At 40.0% G+C, this 18,510-nt stretch carries 12 protein-coding genes; all 12 read left to right on the top strand.

Annotated elements, in window-relative coordinates:
* Window positions 1-386 precede the first annotated feature (386 nt).
* The 12 genes from AC27HL_RS13840 (at window position 387) to AC27HL_RS13785 (ending at window position 18,508) form a co-directional block, all read left to right on the top strand.
* On the top strand, window positions 387-2,240 hold the full coding sequence (locus AC27HL_RS13840) for a hypothetical protein (protein WP_487081639.1): 1,854 nt from the start codon (window positions 387-389) through the stop codon (window positions 2,238-2,240).
* Window positions 2,241-2,987: 747 nt separating this feature from the next.
* Window positions 2,988-3,134, top strand: coding sequence for a hypothetical protein (locus AC27HL_RS13835; protein WP_487081638.1), 147 nt, complete (start codon window positions 2,988-2,990; stop codon window positions 3,132-3,134).
* Window positions 3,134-4,006 carry a TnsA endonuclease N-terminal domain-containing protein gene (locus tag AC27HL_RS13830; protein WP_487081637.1) on the top strand — a complete coding sequence of 291 codons (873 nt, stop codon included), beginning with the start codon at window positions 3,134-3,136 and terminating at the stop codon, window positions 4,004-4,006. Before AC27HL_RS13835 ends, AC27HL_RS13830 begins: the two co-directional genes overlap by 1 nt.
* Window positions 4,003-6,207: a hypothetical protein gene (locus AC27HL_RS13825; RefSeq protein ID WP_487081636.1), complete on the top strand. Its 2,205-nt coding sequence runs from the start codon at window positions 4,003-4,005 to the stop codon at window positions 6,205-6,207. The genes AC27HL_RS13830 and AC27HL_RS13825 overlap by 4 nt, the downstream gene beginning before the upstream one ends.
* Window positions 6,208-6,219: 12 nt before the next feature.
* Window positions 6,220-7,524, top strand: a complete 1,305-nt coding sequence (locus AC27HL_RS13820; protein WP_487081635.1) for an ATP-binding protein — start codon at window positions 6,220-6,222, stop codon at window positions 7,522-7,524.
* A 108-nt stretch (window positions 7,525-7,632) separates the two neighbouring features.
* Window positions 7,633-8,625 carry a TniQ family protein gene (locus tag AC27HL_RS13815; RefSeq protein ID WP_487081634.1) on the top strand — a complete coding sequence of 331 codons (993 nt, stop codon included), beginning with the start codon at window positions 7,633-7,635 and terminating at the stop codon, window positions 8,623-8,625.
* Complete coding sequence (locus tag AC27HL_RS13810) at window positions 8,598-10,067, top strand: TnsD family Tn7-like transposition protein (protein WP_487081633.1); 1,470 nt, start codon at window positions 8,598-8,600, stop codon at window positions 10,065-10,067. Before AC27HL_RS13815 ends, AC27HL_RS13810 begins: the two co-directional genes overlap by 28 nt.
* Window positions 10,060-10,932, top strand: a complete 873-nt coding sequence (locus AC27HL_RS13805; protein ID WP_487081632.1) for an MbcA/ParS/Xre antitoxin family protein — start codon at window positions 10,060-10,062, stop codon at window positions 10,930-10,932. Before AC27HL_RS13810 ends, AC27HL_RS13805 begins: the two co-directional genes overlap by 8 nt.
* 44 nt (window positions 10,933-10,976) lie before the next feature.
* Window positions 10,977-11,321 carry a hypothetical protein gene (locus tag AC27HL_RS13800; RefSeq protein WP_487081631.1) on the top strand — a complete coding sequence of 115 codons (345 nt, stop codon included), beginning with the start codon at window positions 10,977-10,979 and terminating at the stop codon, window positions 11,319-11,321.
* Between the two features lie 247 nt (window positions 11,322-11,568).
* Window positions 11,569-11,964: a group I intron-associated PD-(D/E)XK endonuclease gene (locus tag AC27HL_RS13795; protein ID WP_487081630.1), complete on the top strand. Its 396-nt coding sequence runs from the start codon at window positions 11,569-11,571 to the stop codon at window positions 11,962-11,964.
* Window positions 11,965-12,135: 171 nt separating this feature from the next.
* Complete coding sequence (locus AC27HL_RS13790) at window positions 12,136-16,053, top strand: hypothetical protein (RefSeq protein ID WP_487081629.1); 3,918 nt, start codon at window positions 12,136-12,138, stop codon at window positions 16,051-16,053.
* Window positions 16,043-18,508 carry a hypothetical protein gene (locus tag AC27HL_RS13785; protein ID WP_487081628.1) on the top strand — a complete coding sequence of 822 codons (2,466 nt, stop codon included), beginning with the start codon at window positions 16,043-16,045 and terminating at the stop codon, window positions 18,506-18,508. The genes AC27HL_RS13790 and AC27HL_RS13785 overlap by 11 nt, the downstream gene beginning before the upstream one ends.
* Window positions 18,509-18,510: the final 2 nt, after the last annotated feature.

Below are 18,510 nucleotides of genomic sequence, written 5' to 3'. Positions count from 1 at the left end.
AGCTTCTATAGACTGCTTGAAATAGTTGCTGAAGAAACTAGCCATATGTGTGTCGTTTATTTTACAGGACGTATTAACAAACAAATGCAGTAGTACATGTTCTTGCGACAGTCCGTGGTTCACGGTTACTTCCAAGTCAGGCTGCATCGACTTACGACAACGAACAATACTACAGGTTTTGTATGAGGTGAGTGTGACATATCACATTGATCTTATTAGATAAATCGAGAATTGAATAATAGCGTAGCTCACTGTTTTTATGGTTAGCTTTCCCATTATAGCTGTGCAAGGAGAAGACCATTTCACACCCTTATTTCAACATACCCTTCGTAGGGAAAATAAGATCGTTTCCTTATATTGATCTAGTTGTTCGGTCACACTTGGCTTTGAAGAGTAATGTAGATGCCTACCTATACATATTGCGGCGCCAGGACAAGGTACACGAGGGAGAACCACTCCCTTTTTACGTTGGTATTGGTAAAGAACGACGTTTTGCATTCCATTATCTTGAAGCCGCAGGAACAGAGACATATATGGATGCAGTCAAGAACGTTCACAAATATAACGCAATACGTCATGTGGGCAGGGATAATGTGCTTATCCAGTTGATCAATATGGATACATATGAGCGAGCCAAAGAGCTTGAAATTCAACTCATTAAGCATTGGGGAAGACGGTGTGATAACAGTGGTATATTAACTAATCTGACTGAAGGGGGAGATGGTGTAAGAGGCTTGAAAATGCCAGAGCATGTAGCCAAAATGTTAAGAGAAAAGGCATTAACACCAGTCAAATTTAACAAGCAAAACTATGCTGGAATCAAGGATGCATTTGAGGCACACAGTGCCGAGGAAATTGCAGATATCCTCTCCAAGGTTTTGAATGTTTCAACTGAAGAAGCCCTTGAAAAACGTTATTGCCACAGTTACTCAAACTTTAAAGCTTTGTATTCAGGTTGGCTTTCTAGAAATTGTTTCCCAAGTGGGTTTAATTACCTATCAGATGATCAAATGCATGGAATTTATCCCGAAAATTCAGTCCAAGAAATTGCTGAAGTTAAAAAGCAAAATCAGCTTGATGGGAACAAGAAAGCCTGGGAATCTCGATATACTTATCCTAAGTACCGCGTACCTAAAGGAGACTTTAAAACTCTAACGGATGCAGCAGTTGCGATGGACGATAGCGCAGCCAATATTGTAAGGAAATTCAGGCTCATGACTGAGTTAGACCACTTTGAACAGGGATTTAATATCCTCGATGAGGAGGGGCTAACACTTTACACTGAGAGGCCCATTACACTCATTGAAAAAAGGCTTGCAAAATCAGCTATTCAAATGACAGAAATGAGCAGTCGCCCAATGATTGTCTATGGGGAGCCTGTTAAAAATATGAAAGCAGCGTACCAGGTGTATGAACATACCAGAGGCGGATACTTCAACTTTATGGCACAGGTAAAAAGGTGGAAGACTTTTGGTGCGTTCCCGATCGGGTTAAATTTACCGGAATCAGATGGCGGGCCATATCCAGAAATCGAGCCTGAGTTGCTCATGTCTAGTGGTCGCTTGAAATACTTCTATAAGCTTTGCGGCAATTTTTATACATCGCTTCAGCAAGCAAGTGAACAATTAAATCTTGCTCGTCCTAATTCAGCTGCAGGTATGTTTGATACCTTCAAAAATAGGTATCAGACAAAAAAAATACCTTTTCCCTTTGGTTTCAATGAGTATGATACTTTAACTGGCGAGCCTATTTATCCTGAGCATAGCAAGCCGTGTCGTTATACGCCATCTTCTGGTGTAATGTACAACTTTGGAGTATACAAAAGTTGTGCGGAAGCGGCCAGAGAGACCAATTCGTTAAAATCCACTGTTTCGGCCTATTTTCTGAAGCGCAGAGAAAAGTTTTTTGTAGAAGGAGTAGGTTTTGATGCAGGAATGAATGTGTATGGTTTGGATGGTCAACCTATATACCCCCTAATCACTGGTGCAAATCTTTCGTGTCAAATAACGTCGACTACAGGTCGACAGATCCGACACAATGCAGCAAAAACGATAGAAATATTCCATGATGACAAGTGGCATGCCTTTCGGCCAATGTCTGGAGCTTGGCAAGAGTTAAAGTGGCTGCAAGAGCTTTTTAATTCACCTGAACATTTCGTATCTTCAATTCGAAAATGGAAGAGGGGTAATCGCTTACCTGACTGGCTTCGTTTTCCTGACAATGACGCCTGTTCAATGTAATTTAAGGTGGCCATTTTAACTGAGCATTTTATGGTAGTAGCGGTAGCTGATATTGCAGATTTTGACTTTAAATTTATGGTGTTAGTTATATAGAAATCTGCATAATTATTTTGTGTAGCAAACTATTATATAACCTAGTTAACAACCTATTAATAGTATTGGTGGTTCGATTCAATTTGGAACTAAACACTATTAACTTTCATTTGTGCAAATAGTAATTTGCATTTTGTGGATGCCTATTGTTTGCTCTTAATAGCCCGTAACGTAAAAATTTTATTTACTGATTTAATCCGTTGGTGATAATTACGATCAATAAGTTGAAACCCAAGAGGAAGGTTTGTGATTCATTATCGCCGATTTAAGCCTGTCATCTGGCGAAATTGAGTCAAAATTACTTAGCCTAATTGAAGATTAAGATCTTTATTTTGTACACAAAATAACCAACCAGATAAAAAAATCTAATTTTTTTCACATTTTTTTTGGTAAATTTTTCTAATTTTTTACCCCTGAAAAGACCGATTCATCTGCAACAAAAAGCAAAATTTCTTCTCTCCTATCTTATTGAGATTTAATCGATCTTGAAAACAAAACTTGCGATTCGCAATGATAAAAACCACAAGGCTTAACACTTGCGAATCGCAAGTAAAACAAATGGTTATGTCTACGCTGTGTGATTTTTACTGTGTTTACATACAGCCTTTTGTGGTGTAAATATTATATAAGTATTTAGAAAAAAGATTAGTGATTATGCAGCAAAAATATTTACCTGAACTGGCACAAGTTAAAAAGCATAAGAAATGGAATCAGCAAAGTCGAACTGTTCACGTTTTGAGTGATGGTGAATGTCGACTTGTTAGAAAGCTTGTTGCTCTAACTAAATTGGCTAGTGCGTAATGACTAAAGAAATTTTACCAACACCAAAAACGGTTAAGAAGTTTAACCAGTGGAAAAAAGATATTGCTGATATAGAAAACTATCGCCCGTATCTAACGGTGCGGCAGGTAAATAAAGTTGGTCGTAGACATTGGCACTTCTGCAAAAAACAAAAGCGCGAAGTACATTTGCTTAGTGATGGCGAACTTCGTAAGTATCACAAATTACTTTGGAAGCCAGGGACGATAAGAGTGATGGAGCAATACGCTCTTGATCTCGATGAAACGCTAGATATTGCTGTTGCCGGAAATCTCATACATGCAAGAAATTGGGAAACGTCTGAAGCATTTGTTATGACAACTGACTTTGTTGCACAGCGATTGGACCCCAATAATGCAACTCAAGTCATCACAGAAGCATACAGTTTTAAATGCTTCGATCAAATATTTGAACTCGACTCTAGTGGTGAAGAGATCGCTAGTTGGCATCGAGGTGATGAATTAAAGGGAAAGAAAAAGCGTAAGAATATACGCACATGGGAAAAATTTGCGATTGAACGAGAGTACTGGCGACGTAGAAGCGTTAAATATCATGAGGTTACAGAAAAGGACGCCACTAAAGAGGAATACTGGAATATCAAGTTCTGCGAACCTGCGTGGGATCTTGACGTTGAAAAACCGTTACTTGTTGAGTATTTGACAGTATTTATTTCGGTATGGAACACCTATTTTCGCAAACCTTTGTCTTTTCTACTTTCAGAAGTTGCAAAGCTACTTAATTTAGGTGACAGCCTTTCGTTGAGTCTTTTTCAACATACTGTGCTGCATCAGATGCTCCCACTAAAGCACTCTTCGTGTCTTCAGCTAAACCGTCCTGTGGAGCTAGCCTCATGAGTATTTCAGTAGGATCTCGGTTAGTCAGCCAAAAGCATGAAATCGATTGGCTAATTTGCCACATTCGCTCGGACATGTCGTATTGCGCAATTTATGATTTAAATTTAAGGGCAGACGAAGATGCTGGGAATAAAAGCTATCGTAAGCCCACAGTTAAGGCTGTTGATCAATTAGAAGAGCAGATCCGAAAAAAGAAGCTAAAAACGGAACAGTATAACTATCCGACGATACTTACCCAAAGTGATCAATGGATCAATAATGAATTGAAGCGCTCGTCGTGGTTAGAAAAAAGAGATAAAAACTTTCGTGAGATTGAATCACTTTCGACGAGTGAAATGATTGACCAATACTTGTATGGCAGCGGCGTAGCTAATGAAATAAATGACCTGATTGAAACAAGTGAAGTAAAACACAAAGGCCTATTCTATCGCCACCTCAATCGCTTTGTTTTCTTCTTAAGCGTGAAGAATGCTTTGCTACCGTTCAAATTAAAAAACTGCGGTACTGGTTATAAAATGGGCGAGAATGAGGAAAATAATGCGACTAAACGTGGCCCAAACGGTAAGAAAAAGAAGAAAAAAATAAGATCTAAAGCACGCGCGGTTACCAAGCAAGATAAAAAGTGGATTAAAAGAGTTGCGGCTTTTATTAAGAAAAATCACCCAAACTTTACGTTTGCTTTTGCATATCGTTTGTTTGTTAAAAATTTTCTAAGTCATGAACTCATCCGAGGAAAAGGTATAAACAAACAAGTTATCCGTATTCCTTACGAAGAGGGGCGGCTTATTACATATGATCAGTTTCGATATCACTTTAAGAAGGTGATTGGACGAGCAGACTTGCTCAAACTTAAAGTTGGTGAGCTGGCATTTAAGAAAGATTGCGAGGATAAACAAGGAAGCTCCTTCGATGGAGTAATGTGTGCAAATCAACGCTATGAAGTTGACGCTACTGTTTTAGATATTTACGTAAAGTATCCGTTTGATAATTCGGGTCGATATAGCATGGGAAGACCCGTTCTATATCTCGTTGTTGATGTTTACTCAACGATGATTGTAGGCATGTATATCGGTTTTGATGGCCCAAATTGGCAAGGTGCAGCGATGGCGTTAGCAAATGCTTGCTTAGATAAGGTAGATTTTGCCGCTAGGTATGGTTTACGGCTAGACAAAAAGCAATGGCCAACCGGATACATCCCGCGTGAAATTACAATCGACAATGGTAATGAGTACCCTAATGACTTAATTCGTAGCGTTTTGAAGTCGGAAATTGGCGTAGAAACTTTTAACCTAACAGCCGTGTTTCGCGGCGATGCAAAAGGGGTTGTAGAGCGAAAATTTGGTGTGCTGAACGAGAAAATTCATTACCTACCTGGCGCAATGCCACAAGCACCAAGACGTGATGAACAACACCCTTCTAACCAAGCAGAGTTAGATTATGATGATTTAATGAAAGAAGTCATCGCAGAGATTATTCACCACGATCAATCAGCAGATAGAACTAAACGTCGTAACTTTTTTGCAATAACTAACAACGCAGGTATCACTCCGCAGGATATATACGAAAGCAGTATTAAGGAGTTTCCTTCGCGAATGCGCAAAACATTACAGGAAGATGAAGCTAAAGTGCGCTGGGCTTTCATGCCAGAGAAGCAAGCAACAGTACGAAAAGACTGCGTTTATTACGAAGGTGTTGAGTACCATCACCCGTATTTCAAAGAAAATAAGCTTTACGCTAAGGCGCGTCATCATAAGTCATTCAAAATTATGGTAAAACCAGTTAGGGACTGGATTGATAACATCTGGCACAAGACTGATGAGGGGCACTATATCAAGCTTGAAGCAAAGAATATTAATGGCGCCAATCCACTCATGAATCATCATTGGGAAAGTGTCTTACACCTATTCGACGGTGAGAAAGATCTAAAACATGCGAATCGTAATAATGCATTAATTTCAAAACTCTATTGGGACTCTGTTACCGAAGCTAGCCGAGAAGAAAAGCGCACGGAGCTAGAGCTTGCTCCACCAAATCGTAATAAATCAATACAAACAGGAATTAAGACTCGAAAACAAGTTCAAAAGGCGCTTCAGACAGCTGAGAACGTTATAGGCACAAACGAAGTACTGAGTATTGATGATTATGATGAACCGCAGACAGAATATCTGGCTGAATATGATGATGAGATGTATGGAAACTAAGGAAGGTAACTTATGAGAATTAAAGCAGAATACAACCAACACCAAGTTGAAGCACTAAACAAGAACCCATTAACAGCTGCTATACCTGTTTGTACTAGCAGAGAAAGTATCGTTTCATCGTTGACCGCTGTGCCGGTAATTGAAAATAACTACTGGGACTTGCCGGAGGTATATCAGCAGGTTGAGTTGCTGAAATTAGACCAGATACATATCCCGGTACCACAGCTGTATGCACTTTATAACAAGTTTATGAGCCTAGTCCTTCACGCTTACTCTTTATACTCCCCATTGGGACCAGAAACAAACAAGCTTCAGCTTGATGTCGCGCAGTCAGCTAGAGATGGTAAATTATTTAAAGATAAGTCGCTGAGAAGAACAACCGCTAATAGTGTGCTGGTCAGTGGCCATAGCGGCACAGGTAAAACGACAACCATAAGAGCCGCGCTTAGCCTTATTCCGCAGATTATTGATCATGAATCTTTCGCAGGAAAAGCATTCAAACAAAGCCAACTGGTATGGGTTTCGTTTGATTTACCCGCAACTTCTGCGCCCAAAGCTTTGGCGTTAAACTTTTTTGCCGCCGTGGATGAAGCGTTAGGTACTAACTATTACGATGAGTGGAAAGATAAAGGTGGTAGTAGAAGCGTCGAGCGACATTTAGGGCAAATGCAGCTTATCGCTGTAATCCATCACCTAGGTCTTGTACATGTGGATGAGCTGCAGTTCATGTTGAAGTATAGAAAAACAAAGGATTCCCCCGACCTAACTACGCTTGAAGCACTATTTAATAAACTCGGTATCCCTATTATTTTATCAACAACCAGCACAGGAAGAGATTCGCTACTTGTTGAAGATAACGGGGCAGACTTCACAATTGCTCGAAGAATGCTGACCAATAGAGAGTTTCGTTTCACAACCTACAGACTTTCAGATAGCTTTTTCAATAAAATGTTTGATGCGCTATTTATGCCTGAACTTTGCTCAAATAAAAAACTTCCTGGCGAAAAGTTTAGGGAAAGGTTTCATCACTTGAGTGCTGGCTTACCTGCCGTGATGACGAGATTAGCGTACTTACATCATGAGACATTGTGTCAACTTAGAGACAAGAATCCAGAGAAGGCAGCAGCTTATAAAACTGACGATGTAGCGCGTTTAGAGTCGGTGTATAAAAGTCAGTTCAGCCTTATATCAGTGGCGCTAAAAAACTTCGTACAGGCAATATTAAGGGGTTTGAAAAAGCAATCGAAAAAGATGAGCATGGAAATGTTTGTATTACTGACAAAGAAGTTAAAAGTAATCGAGAAAAACGTCGTGTAAAACAAGCAAAAGCAGTCCCTGTAAATAACTCAACACCTTTTGGTATGCCGGAGCCTCATAAACCAATAGATGCCAATGATATGAAGAACTATCTGCAAGATGGCGCTAATGAATAACGTTGTTTCATTTTTGCCACAACCGCTCGATGGTGAGCATATGCTAAGTGTTATTGCTAGATGGTATTTATTGTCCGGTAAGAATGATAAACGGGTTTTAAATATACTGTCTGAAAATGCCATGCGGTTGTCTACCAAGTATGTTCATCACCCAATGGTTGACGATGTCTTGCGCCACTATGGTGCGGGCTTAAATAGAATAGAGGCATTAGCTGAACACACGTTGTTACCTTATTATGCTCCGCTGGCGAAGTACGGCCAATTATTTTCTATTATCAAACAGACCAAGTATCAAGGATGTTTTAGCAAGACTCGTAAAAGAGTGAAGCAAACATCAACACCTACGACACGCTACAACTCGGTATTGAAGTACGCAGAAAAGTGGCGTTGGTGTGATCTATGTTTAGAAGAAGATACAGATAAATTTGGCACACCTTACTGGCATGTTGCACATCAATTGCCATCTGTAGTTCGCTGTTATAAACATTGCAAAAAAGCGCTGAGCTCAACATGCAAATGGTGTGGTTTTGAAGTTAAAGACTTGCGTGAAGCACCATTACCGCCTATCGATGGTGTTTGCTATGCATGTGGCGAAAAGGTTGAGCCAATAAAGTTCTTACCAAGCGATACATTAGATTGGGTAGAACATGCTAGTTTTGACTTATTAAATAGTCGAGAAAGCCTGCTTAGTCATCGTCACAATCATATTATGCAACGAGGCGTGCAGAACTTTCATTCAAAGGTTATCCGTAACAATACAGAACGCGCAATTTTTGCTATTGAAGAAATACAAAATGAATTCAAAAGTTGGGTAATATCCAATGGCTTTGATATCTTTTTCCGCCAGCCAGAGCGCGCACTGACGGGAAAAGTATTAAACATTGAAGTTGGAGCTTACCAAGCAAGAAACTGGCCTCCATTAAGCGTCTTGCTGTGGTTGGCGTTTATAGGTGAATCATGGCCGACGCTAGGTGCAGTAGCTTAGCTTCGCCATTCCCTAACGAAACACTATACAGTTGGCTCTGTAGGATCGGTTCGTTGAGTCATGCTGGCAGCGATAGTCAATTTCTTCAATCATTTATGCAATATAGCGGTGAGCAATTGACTAGCATATTTCCCGCGTATGTTAAGCCATTAGCAGATTATTCTGGCATCAGTACCGAGAAACTATTAACTCAACATACGATCCTCCCATACTTTCGCCCGTTTATTCGCGCGCATGTTTACGACGATGTTTTTGAAGTACTGGCCAAGTCTGATTGCTGTGATGGTTATAGTAAGTTTTCACTACTTGCCAATCGTATTCCAGAACAGCAAATGTTGTTTTACTGCCCGCATTGCGTTGAGAATGACTTAAAAAAGGTTGGTGTCGCATATTGGCATCGTGAACACCAACTACCTTGGGTTAATGTATGCTACTTGCACAAAGCTAAGTTGAAAGGCACAGGCAGAAAACGCAAAGTATTTGTACTGCCCCCGCAAAGTTTAACTGATGACGAGTTCAATGCAGTGGAAGGATCCCATATTTCTTCTTTACTAGCCGAGCAAAGTACACGTCTTTTGCAAGAAAATCATGAAGAGCTAGTGCCTGAAAGAATTACTTCTACGTATATTAACGCTCTTAAGCAAAACGGTTTAGCGACAGCCAGTGGCAATGTTAGACAAACTATATGGCTAGGCTCTCTTGAGGGCTTTTGGCAAGGTTTACTTGCTGATAGCGTTTATGAGGTATTGTTTAGACTTAAATCGATATGTACTTTTCCGGTAAATCTAATGTACCAGCCAGACGCTCAACATCACCCCCTTAAGCACCTAGCCGTAATAATTCCCCTTTTTGGTGGCATCGAAAGTTTTCTTGATGCTTATGAGAATCCTGAAGATGACAAGCAAGTTAGCTTGTCGCCTGAAAATAATGACCTTAGGGTAAGCGTATCCCAGATTGAGGTGTTGACTAAAAAGCTGAGAAATGGCGAAAGCCTTCGTCAATCAGCAAAAGCAGCAAAGGTGAGTATTGGTTTTGCCAAATCTACAGCAATCCAAAATGGGATTGAAATAGAAAGGCGTGCTCAGCACCTTTTTGCAGCAGAGCGCAAGCAAATTCTAGATATGCTAAAGGAAGGGCTCAAAACACAGCAAATAGCAAAGGCTATGGAGTGTTCAGTAGGTGCTGTAGAACAGTTACTAACGCAATTTCCATCGGTCAAAAAGCTACGTGAAAAGCTCCGTTTTTATCAAAAGCGATATCGTCATCGCCAATCAATTATTGTTCATTTACGCAAGCGACCTAGTGCAACTCGTGGCGAAATCCAAAAGCAAGTAAGAGCCTCTTACTACTGGTGCTATAAGCACGATAAAAAGTGGCTATATCAAAACTTACCTAGCGAAATACCTCGCAACGAACGTAATAACCGGAGAGAGCATGATTAGAGGAGATGTAGTTACTGGCATTATTCAAAGCATAAATGAAGGCCGAATTGACGATAAAACATATGATGTGGCAGTTAAAGTGTCCAAGCGAATTATGACGCTTTGGTTCATCGATGAAAGTGACCAGAATGAATTGCTTGGTATAAATAAAGCTAGTATCGATAAAGTTGTTACGGTTTTGTGCGCATCACGCATAATAAATATTTACCGCTCGCTCCAAACCGTTTTTAGTGATTCAAAGCAAGCTGATGCGTGGGTGCAGAAACCCAATGAAGTGTTCAATGGTCAGTCTGCTTTTGAGTATATGCGCAAAGGAGAAGCGCAGCTAGAGGAAGTTCAGGCCTATCTTTCTTCACAATCTGGCACAGACATTATTAGCGAGAAATACGAACGCCATATATTGAACCCTATAAAGGCTGTAACACCCACTTCCTGTAATGATGTGTTTAACACTGAGTTTGAAGAAAAACAATTTGAGCTTTGGCGTTCATTGGTAACATCAAATATTGATAATTACCCAGTTGTTAACGCAGCAGATTTTGCCAATCTGATTGGCTACAAAGGTAATAACGGCTTAGAGCATATCAACAAACTTATCTATTTAAACAAGCTCTTTGGCTTTGTTCATGAAGGCATTCTTGTTATCCCTCTTTTTCAAGTCAATCAGCATAGAAAGCAGATTTACCCAGTCTTACAAGATGTTTTGCACTTTTTAAACTGTATACCAGATGAAGCTAAGTATGCGTGGTTTTGTACTCAAAATTCATTGCTAGGTTTTAAACCTGCAGAAGCAATTAAAGATACAACTTTGCATGACGCTCTTGTCGGTGCTGCTGATAGTCGAAGAAGGGCTGAGCAGTGTTAAAAAATACCAGCCTATAACCAAATTAATTATTTATGAGTTGAATTATGATGCGATCTCTATTTGATACCAATAAGCCACGAATTTACGCACCAGATGGATGGAATATCATTAAAGTTAAGCACAATGGAAATACATTTTATAAAGTATTTGGCAGCTTTGGACCGGATAACTGGCGTCTATCCTCTGGTGCAGATGACACCTCGACACTTATTGAATCACATGGAGTAATTGAGTGGGAACAGTGCTCAGGTAGTACTTATCAAATGGTAAAACGCAATGAAGGTTTGCTCAGTGATTACGCTCGTAATGTCTTGTTTGAAATCATTGATAATCCACCAGTAGTAGGTGCGGAACTTGAGGTTATAAGCTACACAGAGCTGTTATCGTAAACCATGGTTGTAAACTCTAAAAACATCGTTTAAATTAAACCTACACTCATTTCACGGCCATCAGGTCTGAAAGTAGTATTAATGGCGAATACCGATAAAGGGATAACCAGGGCTGGCAGCTCGTTACTACTCGATATAAGCATTAGCTATATAGTGAGATTTAATTGGGGATTACGCATGCGCGGATCCGGTTCGTATTCAGAAGGCCATAATCTGACATACGGCATCAATTTTATCGGATATTGCTATGCCTATTAAAAACACTACACCTCAATCTAGCGCCATTAAACACTATAAAACTCTTTCATATGAAACCCTAGCGGCCAGTTGGTTGCTTAATGATGGCTGGGATGTTTTCATGCCAATGATAGATCATGGCCAGAAAACAGATGTTGTAATTTCAGACGGCTCAACTTTTTACCGGATTCAAGTCAAATCAATTGAAAGTAATGATGAAGCAACATTAGTTGAAAACAAGTGGAAAGGCGTAAACATCGATTATGTGGTTTACTTCTCTCGCACTGGTAACTGGGGTTACATCGCTAGGCAATTCACCCAACGCAAGAAGCGGTTAAATTCACCAGACCATGTCAGGTTTCACCAGCACCCGAAGAACTTTGTTAAGGCATTTCAGCAAATCTAACTTCTTAACTAAATAGTAATTGAGCCTGTTAGTTATTGTAAGTGATTAAAAGTTGAACTGTTTATGTTTGTATGGCATAAATGAAGTGCGCCATTTATGCGTAACTACAATTTGATGCTCAACTATAAGTTGAGCTTAACCTCGATAACCCGAAATGAATGAGGTAAGAAAATGAACACACCACAAATGCGTTCGTATAACGCTATTATTGAATATACAGTAGCTGCAGCAATTAAACTTGCAGTCCAGTCCCCAAAAAGCCGAAAGTATAACCGTCACGATATAGCAGGGTTCTGCACGATAGAAGGCCCTACTGGCGGCGGTAAAAGCAGCTCTTTGCACACCAAAGGGTTTGAAGATGGTGCTCTTGCTGCGCTTGAATCGATAAGAAACCTTAACTACCAGTCAATCTTTGTTACTCATCGTTGGAATATACTTCATGATGTATTTCATCAAGCATCAAAGCAGACCGACTCAAGCGGAGAGCCTTTGCAAGTCTCTGTTTTATATGCTCAGGATGACAACCTAATTGCTGCAGTTACGAAGTCACCATTGCCACATGAAGAACAAACAAGCGCTAAAGACTTTCCCTGCTGCTTTGAATCAATTGAAAACATGCAGAGTCGAGGATTGTTTGCTCAACATGATCTTAAAGGCGATCTGTTAAGTTTATGCAAAAAGTTGAAAAGCTTGGCTGTTCGAGTCCAGCGCATTAAAGCTGGTTCGAATTATGTTAGCGACTATGTTCAACAAGATGAAGAAAAAATAGGTCGTTTATGCTCCACTATTGAACGGCTATTACTTAAAAATATGGCGAAGCTTGAGCGTCAAGTAAAGCTACTCTCTCGTCGTGATAGCAAAGACAATCAAGAGCTTGAAATAGCCCATAAACGATTAAGAGAATATAGGGGAAACGATTGGATTAGACGCGTTTTCCCAGCAATTGCTTGGCATGATGAGCAGCAGCATTTATTGATCATGACTACTCAAAAAATGTTTTCTTCTTTTTATGATGGCAAGCGCAAAGTGCGTATGTCGAGTGGTGAACTTAATGGGCATGTTATTTTTATCGATGAGTTTGATTATCAAGCTGATGTTCTTCAACAGGCGCTATCTCAAGCACAATTGGTGCAAGAGCCACCGGAATGTTTAGGTCAATTACTTGAAGGCGGTAAACGTCTTTTGAAGCGAATGAAGTTGGTTGATAAAGAGCCCGCTCAAACGATCAGTAATAGTTTAGAAAAATTAATTAATGATCTCGAACAACAGCTTGAAGAAAAGTCGATTAACTTATCGGATGCTCGGGCTTTGTTAGTACCAATAGGACAAGAGGAAGAATTTAAAACGCAGTATTTGTTTCGCTCCGATCATTTAGTGACAAGTAATCGGCTTTCAATGACAAGAGGTGATTGTGGTTATGATGTTAAGGTAATGACCCCAAGTGAAACGGTATCGGAAAATGGGATCCATGTTGATGAATTTTTAAGGTTGATGGAACAATTTATCAGGCGTTTTAGCCTGATGTTATCTGATTTATCAGGAACACTAGAAGATGCACAAGATTATCTGTATAAGCTGAGCCACTTACTTTTTGATGCTGTTAATGATTATCGCCCTTCGTATTACGGTTCAGCTTTACCTAGCATTGCTATGTTTTCATTACCGCGCGCAGATTTAGCTGAACTCGAAGAGCTTAGTAAATCGAACTTATTGCCTAACTCACACGCTAATATTTATGGTTTAGCTAATTGGCAATTGAAACAAAATGCTAGTGACGCAGATATCGATCCTTATAGACTACAGATCCGCCGGGCGTTTTTACCTACTACACCAGAAGGTGTTCTGGTTTCATTATGTAGTAGAAACTTAGTCTTTGGTTTGTCAGCAACCTCATGTATAGAAAGAGCTGTAGGTTCTTTCGACATTAGGTGGGTAGAGTCTGCATTACAACATATTGCCGAAGCTAGAAACGAATCTATAACTAAGAGTACTATAGGTGAAGAGTTTATAGACCGCCCCAAGTCTTGGTTTAAAAAGCCTATTCCGTATATTCAAACTGAAGAAGACCGAATTTTGCAGCAACAAGTCATTGCTCAAATCATTAAAGCAAAAAAAGCCATCCGAAAATCAAAGCTAACACTAATTGTTGATGAAGAACGAGAGAGCGAAAAATATAGTGAGCTAGAGGCTAGTTTAGCCCCTTCATTTTTCCAAGATGGTGATCTACCTATACCTGAGACTACTTTCAAACACCGTTTGAGTATATTACTTGGCTTACTTGATGTTGTTGAAAAAGCGGGCAAGAGATCTGCGCATAAGGGACAATTAGCATTTGTCAACTCAACTCGTTTCTTTAAAAAGTGGTTGAATGGCATAGAAAACGAGTCCTATTTAACATGGTTTACTAAAGATAAGTCACTAGATATAGAGCAAAGCCAGTATGAAATACTAGCCTCTTTTAAGGATACATTTATTCCTGTAACGGTCCATGGGCAAAAGGTTATGCTTTGTTTGCTTGCAGCAGAATCTCAAAAACGCTCAGGATTTTATGAAGCGTATCAAGCTGCTTTTGATACCGGCAGAATAGTGTTGGTTTTAACGCAGGTTGCCTCAGCAACAAATGGGATAAATTTAGATTTTATCGATGCTACAAGCAATAAACAGATGGATTTAACCTGCCTCTATTTACTTGAATCGAAGCATTTTTACTTTTCGCAATCAGAGCATGATGATAGCGGGAGTCAACTGGCACATGCCGGTTATCAATTGCGTAATCTAGAAAAACTGATGAGGGCGGGTGATATCTCACGGCGACAACATCAGCAATTTATCTTACCTATCATGGAAAACCGTAAAGAAGGTCTATCTATTGTAAATGATGTTTACAAGCGAAGCTCTGACTGCATAAAAAATACAGCTGCAGATATACAACAACAGGTTGGCAGGATAGAAAGAGCTTGGGTAGAAGTTCCAGAAGTTGAAATTCATCTTTCACAAGACTTAGCGAGAGTATTAACGGATTTTGCGGCTTTACCTGAATATACAAATAACAAGCCGCAAATTTCAGATCTTAATAATCAGCTTATTGATATGCTTTTAACGCGTCAGGACAAGGCGGATATCGATTTAATATCGTTGTTCATGACACCGCAGCAAACCGGTGATGAGGCAGTAAAATTAATAGATACTATCCTAGTACCTGCTCTGAGAGAGGCACGTAGTAAAGGTATCGACATACAAAACATTGCTTCTATTTGGCGAAACTTAGGAAGAGCCGTTCTACAGCTAGATTATGCATGGAAGCCACTGAAAAACTCATTTCGCTTAAATACAGAGTTGCACAAATGGGCATGTATAGAAAAGCCAGAAGCCGGATTAACTGAAAATATTTGGTATGACCCAGACACGTGGCAATTTTTCTCAGATCCTGCACCAGGAAGGATCAAATATAACCCTAATCGATTATATGAACATATAAAGAAATCTTCAGCAGTACTCGATTGGTTCAATAAGCGAGGTTACAGAACTTCAATTAATCCACCTGGTAATGCGCTAGAAGAAATGTATATTTTCCACCCGAAAGTTACACAGCGATTGTTACAGGGACGCCTTGGGGAAGAAGCGGTGAGAGCTTGTTTAGCGCAAGAAGAAATTGAAACAGATGCAAACTTAGATGATATACGGGCGCTCGAATTAGTAGACTTTAAGGTGAAAAATGAGCCTTTTTATATTGATGCAAAATTCTGGGGTACAAATACGCTTGATGATGCAGATAAGCAATATCAAGATTGGTTAGCAGCAGGAGCCGTTGCTTCCGATGCGCCCTTGGGTTTAATCGATAAGTTAGCTAACCTGCGAACCGTATACGGCAAAAATGCAAAACTAGTCATTACCAATTTTATTGGACGAGATGCGAGACAACCTCTTCATTGTTTTGATGAAGCTTTGCGTCCTAGCACTAAAGAAAACGCATCAATATTTGTATTGGACGGTTGCCTCTCCTCGGCTGCTTATGAAGAACTTACACTAGGTTTTGAAGAGTTAGTACGCGTTATAAATAATCATGGAGTTGAATACGATGAGCAGTAAGAATAATAAAGATGTAGTGGTAAAGAAACTGCCTCTATCACACCTGATATACCGCGATGACTTAATTGATGCTGAAAAAGCACAAAAGTTAGTTGTGTACCACTATGAGTTGAAAAAGACATTCCGGTGGAAAGTCTGGGAGCAAGGGCTTGATGATCAACTCTCTGCACCAGAGAACCATACTCCTTATTTAATGAAAAGCTATCAGGGACAATTTGGCTTGTTTGTTGCCGTTGCCGATGAATCCGCTAAGCCGCCGATTATAATTAATGATGATGGAATTCAGGTACCACCCAAACGCGTTCGATACTCATCGGATCAAAATCCTGTTTGGGTTCGTCTAATAATGAGAAAAGCGAGAGCGTTCGACGCCCATTGCGCGGGAAGCCACACCATGGGGCGTCCTTTACTTCAAGTTGATAAGTGGTCTGGTAAAGGTGGTGCATCTGGCGGTATAAATGCCATTAGCTTGGATTGCAGAACTCAACTGCTGAAGTCAGGAGAGGCAACGGAGGTTGTGCTATTTCATGAGAATATTCCTCTACGAGAAGTGAAGCCAAGCGAAACGAAATCTGGTTGGCGAGGCTCATTATGGAAGTACAGTAAGAATAATGTCCTTTTTCGTTACCTTCCTAGCTCAAAGGAAAAGTTATCAGGTGCTACTTACCAAGAGATAAGGAAAAGTAAAAATAAGCGAACTCAACGAGCGTTCTTAGATGTCGGCTCTGCAAAGGCTTTAGAGAGAAGTTGGCCATATATTTTAAAACCTGTGCAAGATGCCTTTATTGCTGAAGCTGCTAATTATGGTTTTGAATTAATACCTAAAGAACTTAAATTAAGCCCTTTACCAATCAAAACAAAATATAAAACCAGCGCCAATCGTGGTTCATTCTCTAGTCTTCGTTTAGATAAGGTGATTGATGTTATTGATTTACGGGTGTCTGAAACCGTTACTACCGATGAAGTTGTTGGAAAGTTGCAAAAACTGCTTGATGCAAAAAACATCGGGGCAAAATTAAATGTACTTCCTTCTGTTAATCCAGATGAACTAGACGACATAAAGTTTCAGCCAGATCAGCGTGTATTGGTGCTATTAGATCAGACTCCAAATGTTGTAGATGATCGGTACCCTCTTACCTTGAAACTGAGGCATAAAGTTGCGTGCCAACATATTAATGTAAACCCAAACGACTTGGACTCAGATCCTGTAGAAAAAGGTTTACTAGTTGAACATGACGGCATATTAAGCCCAGAAGGAGATTCTGATTATTATCGCTACACAGTTGAACAGTTAGATATAAAGGGTAAAGATAAAGAGCTCCGTATGAAGCTAGAGGTCGTTATTAAAGAGCTCGAGCTAAAGCACGTACTACTAAATACTAAAATTAAGCTTGATGATACTTTTCCTGAGCAAGCTAATTTATTCAATGAAAATCATATTGTCATAACTGACGGTTATTTATTTACGACTAGGGTCGATCGTCCAGTACTTATTCCTTTTGACCCGCCAAACAAAGAAAGGACTACGTTGTGTGATGAACTTCTCAGTGAGTTTGGTTTGTCTGTAGCGATGCTACTTGGCTTGTTGCATAGTCAGTGGCCATATAACTATAGACCCGAAGTTGTAATGCAGGGGTTTGGTAGCCCTGATGAAAAGCTAACTAAGTTTGCCAGACGATTAACGTTTGTGATTGAAAAGGATGAAACTAACGTTAGCGTGATGTTTCAAGACCCTAAGTATGAAACACCTCACATGTTGCCCGATGGCCTTGTCGATACAAGGGACAAGTTACTCAAGCAAGAAAAAATGTACGAACTTAAGCATTGGCTATTGCCTGAAGAGCAAGAAGTGAGAGAGATTGTTGAGCAGTTAGTTGCAGAGAATATTATTAGAGAGACTGACGGTAAAAAGCTTGGTAATGAGCTGGGTTTGTTAATGGCTTTTTGGAGGGGCGCGCTGCAAGAGCTTGTTGCTGAGCGCACAAAAGAGTGTACCTATAGAAAAATAAAGTCACTAATGTTTGATAAGTGGAAGTTAAACAAGTATCCAGATTTGACTGACGAAGAAAGAAAACCTAAGAATGATACTAAGCTTATATCTGTGTGGGATGAAACACTGAGTTATGTGTTACAGCTACCCTTGCGAGATGCGAAGGGGTGGGTAAGAGATATCCCGGGTATATCTAAACTATGGTACGACAAAGAACAGCACTATTTTGTTGTCGGCGGTATTGCTTCACCTAAGAATAAAATTACTCGCCAGCCAAGTATTAGGCAATGGCATAGTTTGATGGGAGAGTTTAGTCCTGAGTTGATAGCAGCCTTAGTTGATGTTGACTGGGTAAGGATGAATCAACTTGCAGGAAACCCATGTGTCGCAACATTGATAAGGCGTTGGCGAGACTGCCAAAGTGAGCCAAATCAGTCACTGGGCGCAGACCTGCTTGAGAGGTAATA

The sequence above is a fragment of the Colwellia aquaemaris genome (genome assembly GCF_057548755.1).
Note: the sequence above shows the minus strand (reverse complement) of the source record. Positions and strands in the feature narration are given on the sequence as shown.

Coding starts and splice junctions, on each gene's coding strand:
- AC27HL_RS13835 (WP_487081638.1), top strand. CDS start 2,988: ATGCAGCAAAAATATTTACCTGAACTGGCACAAGTTAAAAAGCATAAG.
- AC27HL_RS13830 (WP_487081637.1), top strand. CDS start 3,134: ATGACTAAAGAAATTTTACCAACACCAAAAACGGTTAAGAAGTTTAAC.
- AC27HL_RS13825 (WP_487081636.1), top strand. CDS start 4,003: ATGAGTATTTCAGTAGGATCTCGGTTAGTCAGCCAAAAGCATGAAATC.
- AC27HL_RS13820 (WP_487081635.1), top strand. CDS start 6,220: ATGAGAATTAAAGCAGAATACAACCAACACCAAGTTGAAGCACTAAAC.
- AC27HL_RS13815 (WP_487081634.1), top strand. CDS start 7,633: ATGAATAACGTTGTTTCATTTTTGCCACAACCGCTCGATGGTGAGCAT.
- AC27HL_RS13810 (WP_487081633.1), top strand. CDS start 8,598: ATGGCCGACGCTAGGTGCAGTAGCTTAGCTTCGCCATTCCCTAACGAA.
- AC27HL_RS13805 (WP_487081632.1), top strand. CDS start 10,060: ATGATTAGAGGAGATGTAGTTACTGGCATTATTCAAAGCATAAATGAA.
- AC27HL_RS13800 (WP_487081631.1), top strand. CDS start 10,977: ATGATGCGATCTCTATTTGATACCAATAAGCCACGAATTTACGCACCA.
- AC27HL_RS13795 (WP_487081630.1), top strand. CDS start 11,569: ATGCCTATTAAAAACACTACACCTCAATCTAGCGCCATTAAACACTAT.
- AC27HL_RS13790 (WP_487081629.1), top strand. CDS start 12,136: ATGAACACACCACAAATGCGTTCGTATAACGCTATTATTGAATATACA.
- AC27HL_RS13785 (WP_487081628.1), top strand. CDS start 16,043: ATGAGCAGTAAGAATAATAAAGATGTAGTGGTAAAGAAACTGCCTCTA.